Origin of the sequence: Anaerozeibacter quisquiliarum (genome assembly GCF_051162045.1) — a bacterium.
Lineage (GTDB): Bacteria > Bacillota > Clostridia > Christensenellales > Aristaeellaceae > Anaerozeibacter > Anaerozeibacter quisquiliarum.
In genome coordinates, this window is sequence record NZ_JBISDI010000022.1 from 38107 (window position 1) to 55206 (window position 17100).

Annotated in this window: 18 protein-coding genes; 3 read left to right on the forward strand and 15 right to left on the reverse strand. The window is 65.1% G+C overall.

Annotation, left to right across the window (positions count from 1 at the left end):
• Nucleotides 1-20: 20 nt before the first annotated feature.
• Genes ACH6CV_RS10880 through ACH6CV_RS10890 form a run of 3 tightly spaced genes read left to right on the forward strand, consistent with a single transcriptional unit; the run spans nt 21 to nt 3119 of the window.
• A complete protein-coding gene (locus tag ACH6CV_RS10880; protein WP_456358249.1) occupies nt 21-923 on the forward strand; it encodes a carbohydrate ABC transporter permease in 903 nt (300 codons plus the stop codon).
• Nucleotides 905-1786 carry a carbohydrate ABC transporter permease gene (locus ACH6CV_RS10885; RefSeq protein WP_456358221.1) on the forward strand — a complete coding sequence of 294 codons (882 nt, stop codon included), beginning with the start codon at nt 905-907 and terminating at the stop codon, nt 1784-1786. Before ACH6CV_RS10880 ends, ACH6CV_RS10885 begins: the two co-directional genes overlap by 19 nt.
• A gap of 43 nt (nt 1787-1829) precedes the next feature.
• Nucleotides 1830-3119, forward strand: a complete 1290-nt coding sequence (locus ACH6CV_RS10890) for an ABC transporter substrate-binding protein (RefSeq protein ID WP_456358222.1) — start codon at nt 1830-1832, stop codon at nt 3117-3119.
• Between the two features lie 152 nt (nt 3120-3271).
• Here the strand turns inward: ACH6CV_RS10890 and ACH6CV_RS10895 are convergent, their stop codons facing one another.
• The 15 genes from ACH6CV_RS10895 to ACH6CV_RS10965 all read right to left on the reverse strand — a co-directional run bounded on the left by ACH6CV_RS10895 (nt 3272) and on the right by ACH6CV_RS10965 (nt 17100).
• Nucleotides 3272-5281: a serine hydrolase domain-containing protein gene (locus tag ACH6CV_RS10895; protein WP_456358223.1), complete on the reverse strand. Its 2010-nt coding sequence runs from the start codon at nt 5279-5281 to the stop codon at nt 3272-3274.
• A gap of 91 nt (nt 5282-5372) precedes the next feature.
• Complete coding sequence (locus ACH6CV_RS10900) at nt 5373-7838, reverse strand: LuxR C-terminal-related transcriptional regulator (protein WP_456358224.1); 2466 nt, start codon at nt 7836-7838, stop codon at nt 5373-5375.
• Complete coding sequence (locus ACH6CV_RS10905) at nt 7831-8751, reverse strand: alanine-tRNA synthetase second additional domain-containing protein (RefSeq protein WP_456358225.1); 921 nt, start codon at nt 8749-8751, stop codon at nt 7831-7833. The genes ACH6CV_RS10900 and ACH6CV_RS10905 overlap by 8 nt, the downstream gene beginning before the upstream one ends.
• Before the next feature lie 42 nt (nt 8752-8793).
• Nucleotides 8794-9057, reverse strand: coding sequence for a EutN/CcmL family microcompartment protein (locus tag ACH6CV_RS10910; RefSeq protein ID WP_456358226.1), 264 nt, complete (start codon nt 9055-9057; stop codon nt 8794-8796).
• Between the two features lie 22 nt (nt 9058-9079).
• Nucleotides 9080-9373 carry a EutN/CcmL family microcompartment protein gene (locus tag ACH6CV_RS10915; protein WP_456358227.1) on the reverse strand — a complete coding sequence of 98 codons (294 nt, stop codon included), beginning with the start codon at nt 9371-9373 and terminating at the stop codon, nt 9080-9082.
• Nucleotides 9370-9678 carry a EutN/CcmL family microcompartment protein gene (locus ACH6CV_RS10920; protein WP_456358228.1) on the reverse strand — a complete coding sequence of 103 codons (309 nt, stop codon included), beginning with the start codon at nt 9676-9678 and terminating at the stop codon, nt 9370-9372. Before ACH6CV_RS10920 ends, ACH6CV_RS10915 begins: the two co-directional genes overlap by 4 nt.
• Nucleotides 9660-9983, reverse strand: coding sequence for a EutN/CcmL family microcompartment protein (locus ACH6CV_RS10925; protein ID WP_456358229.1), 324 nt, complete (start codon nt 9981-9983; stop codon nt 9660-9662). The genes ACH6CV_RS10920 and ACH6CV_RS10925 overlap by 19 nt, the downstream gene beginning before the upstream one ends.
• Complete coding sequence (locus tag ACH6CV_RS10930; protein ID WP_456358230.1) at nt 9974-11005, reverse strand: LacI family DNA-binding transcriptional regulator; 1032 nt, start codon at nt 11003-11005, stop codon at nt 9974-9976. Before ACH6CV_RS10930 ends, ACH6CV_RS10925 begins: the two co-directional genes overlap by 10 nt.
• A 21-nt stretch (nt 11006-11026) precedes the next feature.
• On the reverse strand, nt 11027-11452 hold the full coding sequence (fucU, locus tag ACH6CV_RS10935) for an L-fucose mutarotase (RefSeq protein WP_456358231.1): 426 nt from the start codon (nt 11450-11452) through the stop codon (nt 11027-11029).
• 13 nt (nt 11453-11465) lie between these two features.
• Nucleotides 11466-11741: a BMC domain-containing protein gene (locus ACH6CV_RS10940; RefSeq protein WP_456358232.1), complete on the reverse strand. Its 276-nt coding sequence runs from the start codon at nt 11739-11741 to the stop codon at nt 11466-11468.
• A gap of 25 nt (nt 11742-11766) precedes the next feature.
• Nucleotides 11767-13251: an aldehyde dehydrogenase family protein gene (locus ACH6CV_RS10945; protein ID WP_456358233.1), complete on the reverse strand. Its 1485-nt coding sequence runs from the start codon at nt 13249-13251 to the stop codon at nt 11767-11769.
• Nucleotides 13248-14333 (reverse strand): S-methyl-5-thioribose-1-phosphate isomerase, encoded by a 1086-nt coding sequence (mtnA, locus tag ACH6CV_RS10950; protein ID WP_456358234.1) that lies wholly within the window; start codon nt 14331-14333, stop codon nt 13248-13250. The genes ACH6CV_RS10945 and mtnA overlap by 4 nt, the downstream gene beginning before the upstream one ends.
• A gap of 13 nt (nt 14334-14346) precedes the next feature.
• Complete coding sequence (mtnK, locus tag ACH6CV_RS10955; protein WP_456358235.1) at nt 14347-15555, reverse strand: S-methyl-5-thioribose kinase; 1209 nt, start codon at nt 15553-15555, stop codon at nt 14347-14349.
• A gap of 34 nt (nt 15556-15589) precedes the next feature.
• Complete coding sequence (locus ACH6CV_RS10960) at nt 15590-16306, reverse strand: CoA-transferase subunit beta (protein WP_456358236.1); 717 nt, start codon at nt 16304-16306, stop codon at nt 15590-15592.
• A complete protein-coding gene (locus ACH6CV_RS10965) occupies nt 16300-17100 on the reverse strand; it encodes a CoA transferase subunit A (RefSeq protein ID WP_456358237.1) in 801 nt (266 codons plus the stop codon). Before ACH6CV_RS10965 ends, ACH6CV_RS10960 begins: the two co-directional genes overlap by 7 nt.

A 17100-nucleotide genomic window follows, 5' to 3' on the forward strand; every position in this document is an offset into this window, starting at 1 on the left:
GAAGGAGGCATGTGCCGATGATGAGGCATGCGAGGACGCCGCGCGCCATGGCGCGCCGCGGCGACGGGAAGGCGGCGTTGCTATTCGTCTTGCCGGCGATGATCCCGATGGTGGTCTTCTGGATCTACCCGATCATCCGGTCGCTGACGATCAGCCTGACCGACTGGGACTACATCAGCCCTAAGTACAACTGGGTCGGCCTCGAGAACTACCTGAGCGTGCTGAAGAGCCGCGATTTTGGCCGGGCGCTGAGCAACACGCTGCTGTTCGCGGTGTATACGGTGCTGCCGTCGGTCGCGCTGGGGCTTATGCTGGCGCTTTTGTTCCAGAAGCGCTTCGCCGGCAAGGCATTCTACCGCGCGATGGTCTTTTCGCCCTGGGTGACGCCCACGGTCGCCGTCTCGATCGTGTGGATCTGGCTGTTCCAGCCAGACACCGGCATGCTCAACTACCTCATGGGCTTTGTGGGCATCACCCCCTCGAAGTGGCTGTCCAGCCGCGCCACGGCGCTTATTTCGGTGTCGATCGTGACCGTCTGGAAGAGCCTGGGTTACGCGATGATCTTCTACCTGTCGGCGCTCGAGAAGGTGCCGAGGGAACTCTACGAGGCCGCCGAGATCGACCGCGCGAACGCCTGGAACAGGTTTCGGCACGTGACCCTCCCGGGCATATCGCCGACGACTTTCTTTTTGCTGGTGATGCTGACGATCACCTCGCTCCAGGCGTACGACCAGATCCAGATCCTGACGCAGGGCGGACCGGCGGGCGCGACGCGCACGCTTTTGTACCTGTACTACCAGTACGCGTTTGAAAACTACAACATGGGCGAGGCCACGGCGGTCGCGGCGGTGCTGATGGGGCTTACGGTCGTGCTGTCCGTGATGCAATTCTGGGGGGCGAAAAAATGGGTCAACTACCAGTAACGCGCGCGCACGGCTCGTCCGTCCGCCGCGGCGGCGCGCGGCTCGCGCGAAGAGCCGCGCTGCAGGCGCTGCTGATCGCGCTGACCTTTGCGATGGCGTTTCCGTTTCTGTGGATGCTGTCGAGCGCGCTCAAGACCAACGAGGCGGTGCGCGCGTTCCCGCCGCGCCTGCTGCCCGAGACATGGGAATGGAGCAACTTTATCGCGGCCTACCACGGCGCGCCGTTCGGCCGCTACATTTTGAACTCGCTCGGGACCGCGCTCGGCATCGTCGCGATTCAGCTCGTCAACACCGCGCTGATCGCCTACGCGCTCACGCAGCTGCGCTTTCGCGGAAAGAACGCGCTGTTCGCGCTGATTATGGCCACCAACATGCTGCCGGCGGCTGCGACCTATGTGCCCGGCTACATCATCCTGGCGAAGATGGGGCTGCTCAACAGCTACACCGGGCTGATCATTTCGAATTGCGTGTACATGTTCGGCATCTTCCTGATCCGGCAGGCGTTCTTGCAGGTGAACCGCAGCCTGGTCGAGGCCGCGTGGTCGGAGGGGGCCGGGCACTGGCACACGCTGTGGCATGTGCTGTTCCCGATCGCCAAGCCGTCGTTCGTGACAATGGGCCTTTTGTCCTTCGTCGCCAACTACAACAACTACATGTGGCCGTCGCTGATCACCACGCGGCCCGAAAAGTACCTGATCTCGCAGGGCCTCAGGCTGTACTTCATCGAGGGCGGCGCGTACGGCATCCGCTGGGCCTACGTGATGGCGGCAAGTGCGTTCACCGTGCTGCCGCTGATGGGGCTGTTCTTCCTCACGCAGAAATGGTTCATCCAGGGCATCTCAGATACCGGGGTAAAGGGGTAATGGTTGGCGCGCGAGCGCTTAGATATGAAGGGAGGAAATAGATGTGAAGAGGTTCCTATCGGTATTGCTGGCGGTGACCTTGCTGCTGGGTATGGGCAGCGTGGCGTTGGCGGAGAAGGTGCAGGTCGAGTTCTGGTACGGCTTGGGCGGACCGACGGGCGAGCTGATGCAACAGCTGATCGCCGAGTTCAACGCGTCGCAGGACAAGTACGAGGTCGTCGGCACCACGCAGGGCAGCTACACGGAGACGTTCCAGAACATCCAGGCCCCGATCGCGGGGGGCAACCCGCCGGCGCTGGCGGTGCTGGAGTACGGCCAGGTCAATAACCTGGCGCTCAAGGGCGTGCTCGAGGACGTGCAGCCCTACATCGACGCGAGCGCGGACTACAAGAGCGACGACGTGATTGAAGCGTTCCGCGAGCAGGGCCGCTACGGCGAGGCGCTGTACGCGCTGCCGCTGCAGGGCACGACGCAGGTGCTGTACTACGACAAGGCTGCGTTCGCGCAGGCGGGCATCGACGCCGAGGAGGCGCTGAACACTTGGGAAGGCCTCGTCGACGCGGCGCGCAAGATCACGAAGAAGGACGAATCGGGCAAGACGACCTACTACGGCTGGGAGCCAATGTGGGGCTACTGGAATCTGATGGACATCGCGTATGCCAACGGCGGCAAGCTGCTGAGTGAGGACGGCACGCAGGTGCTCGTCAACACCCCCGAATGGGTCGAGGCGTGGGAGCTGATCCGCAAGGCCATCCATGAGGAGGGCATCATGCGCGTGCACTCCACCGGCCAGGGCTGGGAGTATTGGTACGCGACGATCGACGACGTGATGCAGGGGCGCGCGGCGGGCTACACCGGCTCGGCGGGCGACCAGGGCGATCTGGATTTTGGCCGCATCGCCGCGCACATCCAGCCGGGCATGGGCGGCAACAAGGGCGCGGCGGTCGTGGAGGCGACGCAGCTGGTGGTGCTCGCGGGTGCGCCGGCAGAGGCCAAGCAGGGCGCGTTCGATTTCGTGACCTTCATGACCAACACGCAGAACACCGCGCGCTGGTCGATGAAGACCGGCTACATCGCGGTGCGCAAGTCGGCGCAGGACGACCCGACGTTCAAGGCGTATGCGGAGCAGAACCCGCAGGTGCTGGTGCCGCTCAAGCAGGCGTCCGAGATCGGCATCCCGACGATCCTCGACCCCACGGGCAACGCCATCTTCGACGCGCTGCGCATCGCCACCGACCTGGTCGAGGTCGAGGGCATCTCCGCGCAGGAAGCGCTGGATGAGGCGCAGGAGATCGGCCAGGCCGCGCTCGACAAGGCGCTCAAGTCGCGCTGAGCAACCGGCATATCTCCGTGCAAGCGTGACGGGTGTCCCCCGATGCCCTGAAATACGGAGACACCGCCGTCAGACGGCGTCTCGGGGCGCAGAAGAACCTGCTTTTTGTTGCATAAAAAGCGGGTTCTTCTACGCGCTGGCGGGCCGATCTTTCATCGGCCCGCCTCGGACAATTTGGGCTCAAACCCATCCCCCGCCGCCCCAATGAACACCACATACGCGCCCGTATGCACCACCATCTCGGCGGGTCCCCGCATCAGGCTGTCGTAGGCGGGCAGCAAGTCCGGCGCAAAGATCAGCAACCGGCCGCCTTCGGGTATGTCGCAGGTGAGCACCGCGTCCTTCGTGATTCGGCGGGCTGCGTTGCGCCCGCTCTCCGGGATCGAAACGCGCTCGCCTTCGGCCAGATCGACGACGTCGTTTGCGTCCGTGAACAGGAAGCCGTTCACCTTGAGCATCAGCTTGCCGTTCTCCTCCACGATACGGGGCTCAGCCAGATCCGCCGCGTTGCGCAGGCACATCCGGGTGGTGCGCGGCCCGCTGATCGCGCAGGGAACGTAGGCGGTATCGCCGTTCAGGGCCTCGTTGTTCCGGTAGTAGATATAGCCGGGAAGGCCCGGAATCAGCCCGGTCGCCGCCATAAAGCCCTCGAATTCGGTGGCGCTCAAGTTTGCGGGCACCCAGGCGATCCATTTCCTGGCCTCGAACGCCGTCTCCGTCGTCGGGGTGCCCGGCGGCAGCGCCTGGGCGATGACCATGCCCCTCCGGCCTCCCCGCGGATAGGCCATCAGGTACTTTACATCGTCCGATTCCGCGAAGGCCAGCCGGCCGCCGTCGCTGTGGAAGAAGCCATCCGCCCGATAGGGGTAGCTCGCTCGCAACACGAAGTCCTCGCCGTCGAACACGCTGTACGACAGCGTGTTCGCGTCGCGGTCGAACGCCACCCGGACGACGCTGCTGTTCGTCCCATAGTATCCCTCGAAGCCGAGCACACCCGCTGGGATGGGGGCAGATGCGGGCGGGAGCGCAGCCCTGTGCGGATCGGACTTTACCAAGCCCTTTTCCTCCAGCAGCGCCTGCAGGATCACGTCGCAGATACCCATTACATCGGCGCTGCCGGTGACCGAGAGGGCCACCGCCAGCCGCTGTTTCGGCGCGACGTAGAGCTGGGATGAAAACTGGGCGCTGCCTCCATTCTTCGCGAACACCCGAATGCCCTGATCCTCAAACCGCTCAAGCGAGACGAAGTCCCAGCCCAGCCCGAACTGGTAGAAGGCCGGCCCCTCGGGCACGGTCCCGGGCGCGAACTGCGGCGCTTGAAACTCCGCGAGCGCCGCCTCGGACAGCAAACCGCCTTCGAAGATCGCCCGGGCGAATCGGCACAGGTCCTCGGCGGTGGAGGAGAGTCCGCCGGATCCCCGCGCATGCACGTACTCAGCCGGCAAGGCCGCGCCCGATTGGTGGTCGTAGTGAAGGGCGATGTTCTCGTTGTTTTCCCGGAAGTTGCAGCTCGTGTCCGCCATGCCCGCCTTCTGGAAAATACGCGCATGCAGGAACTCGCCGTAGGACACACCCGAAACCCGCTCGATGATCGCCTCGGCCAGCGTCAGGGCGTCGTTGCAGTAGACGCTCAGTTCCCCCGGCGCATGCTTGAGACCGCTGTCGGCCAGCACCTCGAGCGTCCGGCCGATGTAGCCGTCATACTTCACCGAGCCCAGGGCGTCCTTCATGATCGAACCGGGCAGGCCGGACGCGTGGTTGAGCAGCATGCGCACCGTGATGTCCGTGTAGCGTTCGTCGGCCATCGTGAATTCGGGCAGGTAGGCTGTGACCGGCCTGTCAAGCGCGACCTTCCCCTCGTCGCACAGCATCAGGATCGCCGCGGCGGTGAACACCTTGCTGATCGAGGCGATGTTGAACTGGGTATGCGCGTCGACGGGGATCGAACGCGCCCGGTCGCGCATGCCGAAGGTCTGCGCGTATACGATCTCACCGTCGTCCATCACCGCCACCGTGGCGCTGCCCGCGCCGCCTGAGATGGCCTTCCACAGCTCGGTTCGAGCCGCCGCCGCGACCCGATTGGCCGCGCCTTCGCCCTGCGCAGCCAGCGGCGCTACGCACAGCATGAGGCACAACAACATCGACAGAATCCGCTTTGTCATGGATGAATCGCCTCCTTCGCTTCATCCCTTGATGATAAACGGATTTGCCGTCAAGGAACATATGCCGAACGGCATATTTTGCGGCGGGAGATCAGAGGATTTTCAACATCTGCGCCTTCTTCAGCGCCGCGGTCTTGCCGCTGACCCCGAGCTTGCGGTAGATGTTCTCCAAGTGCGCCTTGACCGTACCCGGGGAGACAAACATCCGCGCCGCGACTTCATCCCGACGCAGGCCCTCGGCGGTCAGGCGCAGCACCTCGAGCTCGCGCGGCGTCGGCAAAGTGGCGGCTTGCGGAGCGCGGCTCAGGCTGCTTGCATATTGTTCGCAGGCCGCGAGCACGGACTGGGTGTATGCGTCGCAGGCGACGCGGCGCATCATGTCGAGGATCGCCGGGGCGTACTCCGCGAAGGGCAGGATCAGCCGGTCGGTTCGGCCGATGTCGAGCGCCGCCCGCAGCGCCGCCGAACCCACCTCCATGCCGTACAACCGGTACTTGGCCGCCGCGCCGAGGATCTGGTTGTGCACGAGACCCAGCTGGTTGCGCAGGATGCCGAAGTATTGCGGGAGGGTTTCGGTTAGCATCTCGAGCCGCAGGAAATCCTTCGACAGCAGCACGGCCTTGCCGTAGACGATGTAGTTGAACGCCATGCCCTGATACATGAAGCGGGCCGGGGACATGTCGCCGGTGCGCAGCCACTCGGGGATGCCGTCCGGTCGCATCAGGCATGCGTGGACATAGCCCTCGATCAGATCCAGCGTGGTGTTGTAGACGGCGCGGTTTTCTTGCTCCACGTCGGCGCGCAGCCCGCGCAGGTGGCCGAGCGCCTCGCCGATCCTGCCCTGGTGGATGTACAGCCGTGCGAGCGTCAGCCCAGCGCACAGGATGATGCCGGTCTGGCCCATGCTATGCGCCTTGTAGATCGCCTTGAAAGCGTTCAGCTCCGCCGCCGGCCAGTCGCCGGTCTCGAGCGCATATTCGGCCAGCGTCACGTAGTCGCAGCCGGTGCCGCAGCCGTTCGCCAGCCGCGAAAACGCGGGGAATTCGGCGGCCATGTATGAGGCTGTCTCGCGCAGCCGGCCCGGCTCCCGGTAGTAGGTGTACAAAAAGTGCGGGCAGCCGAAGGTGAACTCGCCCTCGCGCCGAATCAGCCGGGAGCTGCCGCCTCCAAGCAGCCGAAGCGCCTCGTTCGTGCAGGCCACCATCTTGTGCGCGTCGTTGAACACGACGAACACGCGCGCGGTGCTGATCTCCGAGAGCACGCGGCTGCGGCGGCTGGAATCGATGTCCGCGGCGCACTCATAATGCGCCTGCAGCGCGTCCAGAAGCGCCACGGCATGCCCTGGCGCCTCGCTACCGCCGCTTAAGAGCAGCATGACGACGTATTGCAGGCAGGCGAGCGGGTACTTAAGCAGCAATGTGCGGGGCGCCGCGGCGAACATGTCGAGCGCGCCGTCGAATTCGGCGGAATCGTTGGTGATGGCGTCCTCGTCGTCGAGCAGGGAAAGCACGCGTTTCACCTCCCCGGCGCGGCAGAGGCAGGCGCAGGCGGGCTTGACCGCCCCTTGCTGAAGGTGCCACTCGCCCACGCGCCGGTAGAGCGGCGCTCGCTCGGCATCGTCCTGCCTTAGGCGCAGGAAATCCAGCAGCACGTTGTGGATGCGGTACAAGTCCGCCGGCTCGTCATAGGAGATAAAGGCGTTTTCCCGGCGTAACCGCCTGAGGATGTCCCCGGCGCATGCTTCCTCGGTCACGAAGCGCGCCTGATCCGCCGTGAAGGCGTCCATCACGGACACGCGCCTGAGAAATCGCCGAATCGGCTCGTCGTAGGCCTTGTAGAGCACCTGTTCCACCAGTTCGTCGATGGCGCTGCCCCCGCCCACCGGGATGCCCTGCTCGATCCCGAGCAAAATCAGGTATGCCAGCGAGATCCAGCCGTCCGTGTATGTTGCGACCCTTTTCAGCGCTTCCTCGCCGGGGCGAAAGCCCATCAGTGCGCAGTAGGCCCGCAGTTCCCCGTCGGTGAAGCGCAGCGTGCGTTGGGGCAGGATGCTGCATAGTCCCTTGGCGGCCAGCTCTGCAACGTCGAGGTTCGAGGTGTCGCGGGTCAGGAGGACGATGTGCAGGTTGCCCGGCAGCTCGGTGACGAAGCGCCGGAACAGCGTGGTCAGCTTCATGTCCCTTGCCAGGTGGAAGTCGTCGACGACGATCGCGGTGTCGGGTCTCCAATCTATCCCATCGATGATGGCGATCATCGCCGCCGTCTGCGGCGCGTCGGAAGGCACGCCGAGGCACCGCAGACGACGGCCCGCCGCCTCGTCGAGCTTGCCGATTTCGGCCGCGAAGCGCGCCCAAAACGACTGCGCCGTGTCGTCCTCGGGGTAAAACGAGGTCCAGACGACCGGCGTTCCCCTGAGCGCGAGAAAATCCCATACCGCCGTGGTCTTGCCGTAGCCGATCGGCGCTTCCACGACGGTCATTGGGTGGTCGAATATGCGCTCCAGCGCCCGGTTGACGCGGTCCCGCCGGAGGGTCTTGTGCTGCCTCGGTTTAGTCATACCCCTTAATCCGGTTGAGGTCGCTCACGTCGTTGAGATCGACGCCCCCGACCAGCCCCACCAGCAGGTGCTTCTCCGACATCGGATCGTACTTGATCTCGGGCACCATGCGGAACCCCTCGATCTCGCCGGTGGAGCGCACATGCATGCGCGGCCCGGTGCATATGTGCGCCGTGTCGCCGAACATGATGTGGTTCTCGTCGCGGAATGAAACCGGCAAATCGAGCGCGATTTGCGAAAGCACATAGGCCTCGATCTTCGCGATATCGATCGGCGGGCGCTCGTCGAATTCCAGCACGAATCCATGCCGCACGTCGCCGTGCTGGAAGCGCAGCTGCGTCTGGTTGACGAGCTCGCGCTCGGACAGGTCCTCGGCGGTGTGCGCCATCTTTCGGTAGCGGATCGAGCGGAACACGATCTCGGCGATGTCGGCGGGGTGGGGGCCGAAGATCGTAGGCCGCGTGACCAGGATCTCCTCACCCACGCCGATCAGCAGCTCGGCGTTGAACGAGATGAAGGGCCTCAGCAGGTCGAAGTGCTCCACCACCACCCGCTTGCCGAGCCTGAGCGCGGCCTCCACCGCCTCGGCCAGTACGCCCATCTGAGTGAATGCCGACTCGAAGCGGATGTCCATGTGGTAGGTGTGCGGGCTGAAGAAGCCGCCCTCGTCCACCGACAGGATGGGCAGCGGGCGCACGTTGACGCCGTTGTCGTCGTTGGTCATCTCGAGCCCGGGGAACATGCCCTTGACCAGCATGCTCTTGCCCGAGCCGGCCTCGCCCACGATGCCGATCAGCCGGTCGAACGGGCTCAGGTGCCGCGCCGCGATGGTCTGGCCCATCAGCGTCATGCGCACCACGCCCCGCGGCGCGAAGTAGACGCTGTACAGGAGGCGGTCGTTCATGGTGTTCATAGCCGGCCCTCCGTTGCTAAAAATTTGCGTTCGGGATTCTCTTTACAGCGTCTCCGGGTCGATGATGCCGGCGATGGTCAGGTCGCTGGGCGGGGGGGCTTCGCGGCTCAGCATCAGCGCGGCTTCGGCGCGGCCGATCATGAATACCGTATCGCCGATGCCCGCCTGGCGTGTGCCGTCGCAGGCGATCACCAGCCCCTTTTCCGCGCCGCCCACGAGCTGGCGTACCACCATCAGCTTGATGCCCTTAAGCGTCGCCGTCTTCACCGTGCACACCACCGTGCCGACCACCCGTCCGATGTTCAAGCATTCGCCCTCCTCATTCGCGTTACCCGTGACACCGGGTCGTCTTGCCTTGGCAGGTAAACGAATCGACCACGCCGCACAGCGTGATGCCGGCGATCAGCTGCTTGTCCTCCATCACCATCTGCGCCGCGCCGCCGTCGTTGTTGGCCAGCACGATGTCGCCCACGCCGGCGTTCGCCGCGTCCAGCGCCACCAACTCCTCGCCCGCTTCGTTCATGTCGAGATCCAGATAGCGCACCTTGAGCAGCTTGAGGCCGCGGTATTTTTCGTACTTGACGGTGGACACCACCGTGCCGGTCACGCGCGCCAGCTTCATAGCCCGGCCTCCGCGCCTTTGTCGTACTTGCGCTTACCCAGCACGTCCACAAAGTCCACGATGCCCACGATCGTGCTGTCCACCGGCTTGCCGGTAGTCAGATCGGTCTGGCGCGAGGAACTGCCGCCCGCCCACATCACGATCTCGCCCTCGCCCGCGCCCACGGCGTCCACGGTGACAAACGGCGCGCCCTTCTCCTGCATCGTGTCCATGTCGATGGGCACCGCCACCAGCAGCTTGAGCCCATTCAGCCGATCGGACTTGCGGGTGCTCACGACGGAGCCGATCACCTTGGCCAGCTGCATGCGTCCGCCTCCTTCGCCTTGTCGTAGACCCGCGTACCGCGCAGGTCGATCGAGTCCAGGATGCCGTAGATCGAGTAGTCCGACGCCAGCTGCTTCGTCGTGTCCGACTGCCGGGCGGAGCTGCCGTAGGCGCAGAACACCAGGTCGCCTTCGCCCGCGCCCACGTCGTCCACGCAGATCACGTAGTCGTTTGACATTTTCAAGGTATCAAGCGCAACGGGCTGTACGATCAGCAGCTTTACGCCGCCGAGCGCCTTGGACTTGTTGGTGCTGACCACGTTGCCGGTGACGCGGCCTACAAGCATGGGCGTCCCTCCTCCGGTTGATCTCTCCGGGTGCTGCCGCGCACCACCAGCCGCGCGCCCACCCGGATGCGCAGCGTGGGCCAGCTGGGGCTCTTGATGCGCTTGCGCAGCGTGTCTACCGCCAGCGTACCCAGCGCCGAGCGGGAGATGCGCATCGTGGTCAGCGCGGGCATCGTCATGGCGCTGAACGGAATGTCGTCCACGCCGATCACCGAGATGTCCTCGGGGATGCGGTAGCCGGCCTCGCGGATGGCCTTCATGACGCCGATCGCCACGGTGTCGTTGTCGGCGACGCAGGCGCCGCTCGGGACATAGCCCGCCTCCAGCAGCCGCTTCATGTCCGCGTAGGCGCCGCTGAGCGTGGGCGTGACGTTGATGGGCGCGGGCACGCTCAGCGCGAGCCTGGCCATCTCCTTGAGGTAGCCCTGGTAGCGCTCCTCGCAGTTGCCGATCGGGATATTGAAGCGCAGATAGCCGATGGAGCAGTAGCCGAGGCTGTACAGATAGCGCACCGCCTCGGCGCTGATCGCTTCGTTATCCATCACCACGGAATCGACGTGTACGTCGCGCATGCTGTGGTCCAGCACCACGGTGGGTACGCTCAGAATGTCGAGCAGCTTGTAGTCGCCCTGGCCCAGTTCGGTGCCTAGCAGGATCGCGCCGTCGGGGGGCGACTCCATGAGCTCCCTGAGCGTCTGGGCGGCGGTCGCCACCTCGCAGTTGACCATCGCCATCTCGTAGCCGTAGTAGCGGCATTCCCGCTCGATCTGGTCGATGATGGAGGCGATGAACCCCTGGTTTTCCTCGATCGCGATGCCGTGGGTGCGGAATTTTACCACGCAGAGGCGGAATCGCTTGGGCCTGGCGGCTTGCTTGCGGCCGGGAACCGCATAGTTGTGCTCATCGATCACCGCGCGCACCCGCTGCCGGGTCTGGTCGCTGACGCCCTTCTTATTGTTGATGACCAACGAAACCGCCGTCGGTGATACGCCTGCCAGTTGGGCAATTTCCCTGATCGTCATAACATCCGCCTCTCAGAGCCACTACAGGACACCTTTTTTGAGGATCACGCACGCGTACAATGCGCGCTCGCTGGTGGACACGCAGGCGTAGGCCTTGCGCGCCCGATCGTAGAACTCAAAGCGCTCGATCCAATCGATCTTCGTGCCCGGCTGGTGCGCTTCCACCGTTGCCTGGAACTCGCTCCAGATCGGCGGATCCGCCTCCATCGAGCCCGGCACCACCTGCATCAGGTGAACCGGCGCGGCCACAAAGGTGTCGAGCGGCAGAAGCGCCAGGATCGCGTCGAGCAGCGGAACGCCGCCCACCCCGTCCGCACGCACACAGCGCTGGCCCATGCTCTGGGCCGGGAAGTTCGCGTCGCCGATCACCAGCTCGTCGCCGTGCCCCATCTCCGCCAGGACTTTCAGCAGGTCAGGCGACAGCAAGGGCGAAATACCTTTCAACATAGCGTTCTCCTTCTTACAGCTTAGGCAGAATGGCTTCCACGTCCTCGTGGGGACGCGGGATCACATGCACGCTGACCAGCTCGCCCACGCGCTTCGCCGCCGCGCCGCCGGCCTCGACCGAGGCCTTGACCGCGCCCACGTCGCCGCGCACCATCACCGTCACCAGGCCGCCGCCCACATGCTCCTTGCCGATCAGGCGCACATTGGCCGCCTTGACCATCGCGTCCGCCGCCTCGATCGAACCCACGAGGCCGCGGGTCTCCACCATGCCCAACGCTTGCTTTTCCATAGTCCTTCTCCTTCACAATGGTTTTCTAGCTGATTCTGAAATCGCCGTACAGCACGCAGCGGCGCAGCCGCGTGAACGTCCGCGCGGTGGTGATGCCCTCGCCGGTCGGGGTGGCGATGGTCATCGAGGTGTAGCCCTCGCCCCCCATGCCCAGCCCCGCGTAGCTGGGCGCGTTTTTGACGAACAGCGTGGTACCCATCCGGCGCGCGGCCTTGGACATGTTGTGCACATTGGCCGAGTGGATCATCGCCGAGTGCCTGTTGTTTTGCTCCGCGCGCAGCGCTTGCTCGACGGCTTCGTCGATGTCCCGTACCCGCACGATAGCGAGCACCGGCATCAGCATCTCGGTCGTCACAAACGGGTGATCCGCGTCGACTTCAGCGATTACCAGCCGGGGATCGCCCGGGCAGGCGACACCGGCGTCGCGCAGGATGCAAGCGGCGTCCCGGCCCACGTACTTGCGGTTGATGACGTACTTGCCGTCCTTTTGAACCAGCACCGTGCGCACGATCTTGTCGATGTCCGCACCGGAAACGCGGTGCGCGCCGCGCTTCTCCATCTCGGCCATCAGCCGGTCGGCTACGGAGGCGAAGACGAATACCTCCTTCTCCGCGATGCACAGCACGTTGTTGTCGAAACTCGCGCCGTCCACGATGTCCTTGGCGGCCTTGGGGATGTCGGCGGTGTCGTCCACGATCGCCGGCGGGTTGCCGGGGCCCGCGGCCACGACCTTCTTGCCGGTCTTCATCGCGACGGCCACCACCGCCTCGCCGCCGGTGATCGACAGCATCGCCACGTCCGGATGGGTCATGACGGCCTGCCCGCTCGCGAGCGTGGGTTCCTTCACGGTGGTAATCAGCGCCTCCGGCCCGCCGGCGCGGGCGATCGCATCCGCCAGCACGCGCATGGCCTCCTGGGAGGCGCGCTTGGCCGCGGGGTGGGGGTTGAATACCACCGCGTTGCCCGCCGCGATCATGCTGATGGCGTTGTTGATTACGGTGGCGGTGGGGTTGGTCGAGGGCGTGATCGAGCCGATGACGCCGAACGGCGCCTGCTCCACGATCATCATGCCGTTGTCGCCGGTCTTGCAGTAGGTGCCGAGATCCTCGACGCCGGGCGTCCTGCGCGCGGCCAGCAGGTTTTTTTGCAGCTTGTCGGCGACGCGGCCGTAGCCGGTCTCTTCGTTGGCCAGCTCCGCCAGGCGCTGCGCGTGCTCGATGGCGGCGCCGCGCATGGCCTCGACCAGTTCGGAGCGCTTCTCGAGCGTCAGTTCGGCAAGCTGCCGCTGCGCCTTCGCGGCCCTCGTCACGGCCTCCTCCGCGGTATCGCAGAGCCAGCGGCCATCCGGCGAAGGGCTCAGCGAGGCCGTCCGGGCGCCGGACAGGCTGCGCACGATCTCATCCGCGATGCTCAGGATATCCCGTTCGGTCAGCGCCATGCGCGCCCTCCCCTCTGCGTCTTCGCGCGGCCCTTGCGCGCCCCGGTAGGTCTTGATTGCAGGTTCGCTCATGGCCGCGCCGCCTTTTTCTTCTCGAAGATCTGCTTCAGGCTCTCGCTGTACGGCGGCCGCGCGATGCCGTACTCGGTGATGATCGCGGTAATCAGCTCGTGGTCCGCAAAATCGAAGGCCGGGTTGTACACCTTGACGCCCTCGGGAGCCATGCGCCGCTTATACCACATCTCGGTCACCTCGTGGTCGGGGCGCTGCTCGATCGGGATGTCCTCGCCGCGCTTAACGCTCATGTCGATCGTGGAGGTGGGGCCGCACACGTAGAACGGGATGCCGTAGTGCTTGGCCAGAATCGCCACGCCCGAGGTGCCGATCTTGTTGCAGGCGTCGCCGTTGGCGGCCACCCTGTCGCAGCCGACGAATACCGCCTGCACCCAGCCGTTTTTCATGACCTGGGAGGCCATGTTGTCGCAGATCACCGTGGTGTCCACGCCGTCGGCCAGCAACTCGAAGGCGGACAGCCGCGCGCCCTGCAGCAGCGGCCGCGTCTCGTCGGTGAACACCTTGAAGTTCATGCCCTTTTCACGGCCCAGATGGATCGGGGCCAGCGCGGTGCCGTACTTCGAGGTGGCCAGCTGCCCCGCGTTGCAGTGGGTCAGGATGCCGTCGCCGTCCTTAATCAGCGACAAACCGTACTCGCCGATCTGGCGGCACATCCATACGTCCTCGTCCTTGATCGCGACCGATTCCCGGTGCAGCAGCTCTTTGAGCTCCGGGACGGAGGCGTCCCTGTGGTCCAGCACCACCCGCTCCATACGGCCGAGCGCCCAGGACAGGTTGACGGCGGTGGGCCGGGCGGAGTCCAGGTAGTCCTTGGCGGGCTTGAACTGGCGGTAAAAATCTGCCCAGTTCGCGGCCTCGATCCCCTTCGCGGCCAGGTACGCGCCGAACGCCGCGGCTACGCCGATCGCGGGCGCGCCCCGCACCTTGAGCAGGTAAATCGCGTCCCAGATGTCCTTCTGCCCTGTCAGGTGCAGCATTTCGACTTCATAGGGCAGCCGGGTCTGGTCGATGATGACCAGCGCGCTGTTCCGGTCGTCGAGCGCGACGGTCTCGTAGCTCATGATGTTCTTGCCTTTCATGTGTATTCCTCCTTTACCCGGCAATTTCCGCCGCCCGCCTAACGGCGGCGACGAAGTCGCGGCCCTCCTGGAACGCGGCGCGGTGCATGATGTAATCCTTGGCGCACAGGATGTTCAGCCGCTCGGCCCGCGCGCGCTTGCCGGGATCTTTGATCGTGGTCACGTCCTTGACCTGCGCCATGCCCACGGTGCGGCGGATCAGCTCGGTGCCCGCGTAGGCGGCGGTGTCGGCCATGATGGTGGACAGGTACCATTCCTTAAAACCCGGGGTCTTGGCCATGCGATCGGACACGCAGTCGTCAAAGCAGGCGAGGAACTTCTGCTTGAACAGGTCGAGCACTTCCTCGATCGTCCTGAGCGTCCAGTCGCAAAAGGCCGCGTTGCCTGCGGCGCAGCCGTTGTCGTAGGCGAAGATCAGGTTGGCGACCACATTGCCCACATCGTAGCCCATCGGGCCGTAGAACGCGAACTCCGGGTCGAACACGCGCGTGGAGTCGGGCCTGACAAAGATCGAGCCGGTGTGCAGGTCGCCGTGGATCAGCGCCTGGGCGTTGTTCATGAAGTCGAACTTGAGCTTGGCGATTTCGAGGTGCAGCGCTTCGTCCTCGTAGAGCTCGCGCCTGACGAATTCCGCGTTCGCCGGGAACACGATGTTGCGGCCGGCCGCGTCGTTGTAGGGCTCGGTCAGCACCAGATCCTCGGTGATCTCGCACAGCTCCGGGTTGATGAAGCGCTTGACCAGGTCCTTCTTGGCCTTGTGCTCCATGGCCACGTCGGTGGTTTTGAGCAGCGTGTTGACCATGAAGGTGGAGATGTCCTCGGCAAAGCGCGGGAAGGTCTCATGATCCATCAGCGCGTAGCGCATCAGCCGGTGATCGGACAGATCCTCCATCACACAGGCGCACATCGTCGTGTCGTAGCCGAAGATCTTGGGCACGAGGCCCGACGCGTACTTCCATTGGATCTCGAGGATCTCGCTCTCGATGCGGTTGCGGTCGGTGGACACCTTCATCTCGGCCGAGATGCGCAGCGCCTCGCCCGCCTGCTTGACGATCACGCTGCGGCCGGACGCTTCGTCCACCACGCGGAACACGTAGTTCAGGTTGCCGTCGCCGATCTCCTTGGCGCAGAGCCGCGCATCCGCGCTCATGTAGCCCTTTTCCTTCACGTAGTCCGGCACGTCTGAGGTCTTCATCAGGAAGTAGGTATCGAAGCGTGACATGGTCAGGACTCCCTCTCTATCAAATAATGACGCGTTATCGAAATTCCAGGCTGCGCAGGTCCTGCGGGTCGATCTCTACGAGCCGGCGCATCTGCTCCTCGGTCGGGGGCGCGGTGGTCGCGAGCGTGAGGTACCGGATCGCAAAGCCGGTGTTGTCCGCGACCTCCTCGATCGAGGAGGAGGGGTGCACGCTCTTTAAGATCAGCTCCCCGCGGTACATGGCGAAGCTGCACAGCGGCGTCACCACGTCGGATACATGGCCCCGGGCGGTCACGAAGTCGAGCGCCTGCGTAAAGGTGCGGCGGTCGTGCTTGGTGCGCCAGAGGATCGCGCGCTTCGCCGTGGGGATCAGCACCGCGCTGCCCGCGCCGCCGGGCAGGCGCACCTTGGGCCTTGCGTAGTCGCCGATCACCGAGGCGTTGACGCCGCCGCGACTGTCGAACTGCACGCCGCTCAGGAAGGCCACGTCCAGCCCGCCCCGCATGCTGAGGTCGAACACGTCCATCAGCGGAAATTCCGAAGCGGCCTCGGTCCACAGCGCGTCGCCCGCGCTGGTGAAGCGCTCAAGCCTCGGCCTTTGCGGGTCCACGCCGCCGGGGATGTTCAGGTGCACGGCGCGCGGCGCGTGGGTGGCCTTCGCCAGCAGCGTGGCGACCAGCGGCAGGTGGGAGCTGACGCCGTGGAACACCGTCTCCCCGTCGCGGATCAGCCGCGCAAGCTCGACCGCCATGATGTCGCAGGGCCTCAGCATGTCGGCCTCCTTTTGAGCCACGCGTTCAGCGCCTGCGCGTCTTCCAGCGCCTGGTAGGCGCGGATGGCCTCGCCGTTTACGCCGTAGACGCCGGGGCAGGCGCCGGGGGCCGCGCCCCGCGGCGCGTGTACCACGGCGCGCACCAAGAAGTGCGGGATTTGCGCCTTTGCCGCCGAACGCGCGAAGTAGCCCGCGCCCACGACGCGCTCGCAGGTTACGATCACCGAGCGCGCCGAGCGCGCCAGCAGCGCGTCCTCGTACGGCGGCCCCTCGATCCGCGCGTTGCCCTCCTCGTCGGCCAGATGAACGTGCAGGACGGCGACATCCGGTCGGATGGCCTTGACCGCATTCAGCCCCTCGCCGGTGAACGGATCGGTCACCTCGGCGAAATAATCGTTTGCGGCCACCAGGTCGCTGACCTTAAGCCCGCTCACGGGCATGAACGGGATGCCGTAGCTGGCGGCGCGCAGTGCGGAAATCACCGTGTAGCAGGCGTGCTCGTGGGCCGTCACCGCGCCCGACTCGACGGCCTTTCGATAGTTCCGGCACAGGCCGTACTCGGTTTCGAGGCTGACGAAGCCGGCGTGTACGCTGCCGACGCAACCCGCGAGACACAGCATGTCCACGTCCATGCCGCCTGCGGTCTTGACCAATTGCAGCGCGCGCTTCTTCTGCCGCGCCAATTCCATGCAGGCCGCCATCGGCGCGCGGTTGAGCGTGTTGCCGCCCAGGGCCAGCAACGCTCCGTCCGGGATGCCGCCCATCGCCCGGGCCAGGTCGGTAAGCTTGCTCAA

Excerpts from the sequence above, each read along its gene's own strand:
- ACH6CV_RS10880 (WP_456358249.1), top strand. The coding sequence starts at position 21 with ATGAGGCATGCGAGGACGCCGCGCGCCATGGCGCGCCGCGGCGACGGG.
- ACH6CV_RS10885 (WP_456358221.1), top strand. The coding sequence starts at position 905 with ATGGGTCAACTACCAGTAACGCGCGCGCACGGCTCGTCCGTCCGCCGC.
- ACH6CV_RS10895 (WP_456358223.1), bottom strand. The coding sequence starts at position 5,281 with ATGACAAAGCGGATTCTGTCGATGTTGTTGTGCCTCATGCTGTGCGTA.
- ACH6CV_RS10900 (WP_456358224.1), bottom strand. The coding sequence starts at position 7,838 with ATGACTAAACCGAGGCAGCACAAGACCCTCCGGCGGGACCGCGTCAAC.
- ACH6CV_RS10905 (WP_456358225.1), bottom strand. The coding sequence starts at position 8,751 with ATGAACACCATGAACGACCGCCTCCTGTACAGCGTCTACTTCGCGCCG.
- ACH6CV_RS10915 (WP_456358227.1), bottom strand. The coding sequence starts at position 9,373 with ATGAAGCTGGCGCGCGTGACCGGCACGGTGGTGTCCACCGTCAAGTAC.
- ACH6CV_RS10920 (WP_456358228.1), bottom strand. The coding sequence starts at position 9,678 with ATGCAGCTGGCCAAGGTGATCGGCTCCGTCGTGAGCACCCGCAAGTCC.
- ACH6CV_RS10925 (WP_456358229.1), bottom strand. The coding sequence starts at position 9,983 with ATGCTTGTAGGCCGCGTCACCGGCAACGTGGTCAGCACCAACAAGTCC.
- ACH6CV_RS10930 (WP_456358230.1), bottom strand. The coding sequence starts at position 11,005 with ATGACGATCAGGGAAATTGCCCAACTGGCAGGCGTATCACCGACGGCG.
- fucU (WP_456358231.1), bottom strand. The coding sequence starts at position 11,452 with ATGTTGAAAGGTATTTCGCCCTTGCTGTCGCCTGACCTGCTGAAAGTC.
- ACH6CV_RS10940 (WP_456358232.1), bottom strand. The coding sequence starts at position 11,741 with ATGGAAAAGCAAGCGTTGGGCATGGTGGAGACCCGCGGCCTCGTGGGT.
- ACH6CV_RS10945 (WP_456358233.1), bottom strand. The coding sequence starts at position 13,251 with ATGAGCGAACCTGCAATCAAGACCTACCGGGGCGCGCAAGGGCCGCGC.
- mtnA (WP_456358234.1), bottom strand. The coding sequence starts at position 14,333 with ATGAAAGGCAAGAACATCATGAGCTACGAGACCGTCGCGCTCGACGAC.
- mtnK (WP_456358235.1), bottom strand. The coding sequence starts at position 15,555 with ATGTCACGCTTCGATACCTACTTCCTGATGAAGACCTCAGACGTGCCG.
- ACH6CV_RS10960 (WP_456358236.1), bottom strand. The coding sequence starts at position 16,306 with ATGCTGAGGCCCTGCGACATCATGGCGGTCGAGCTTGCGCGGCTGATC.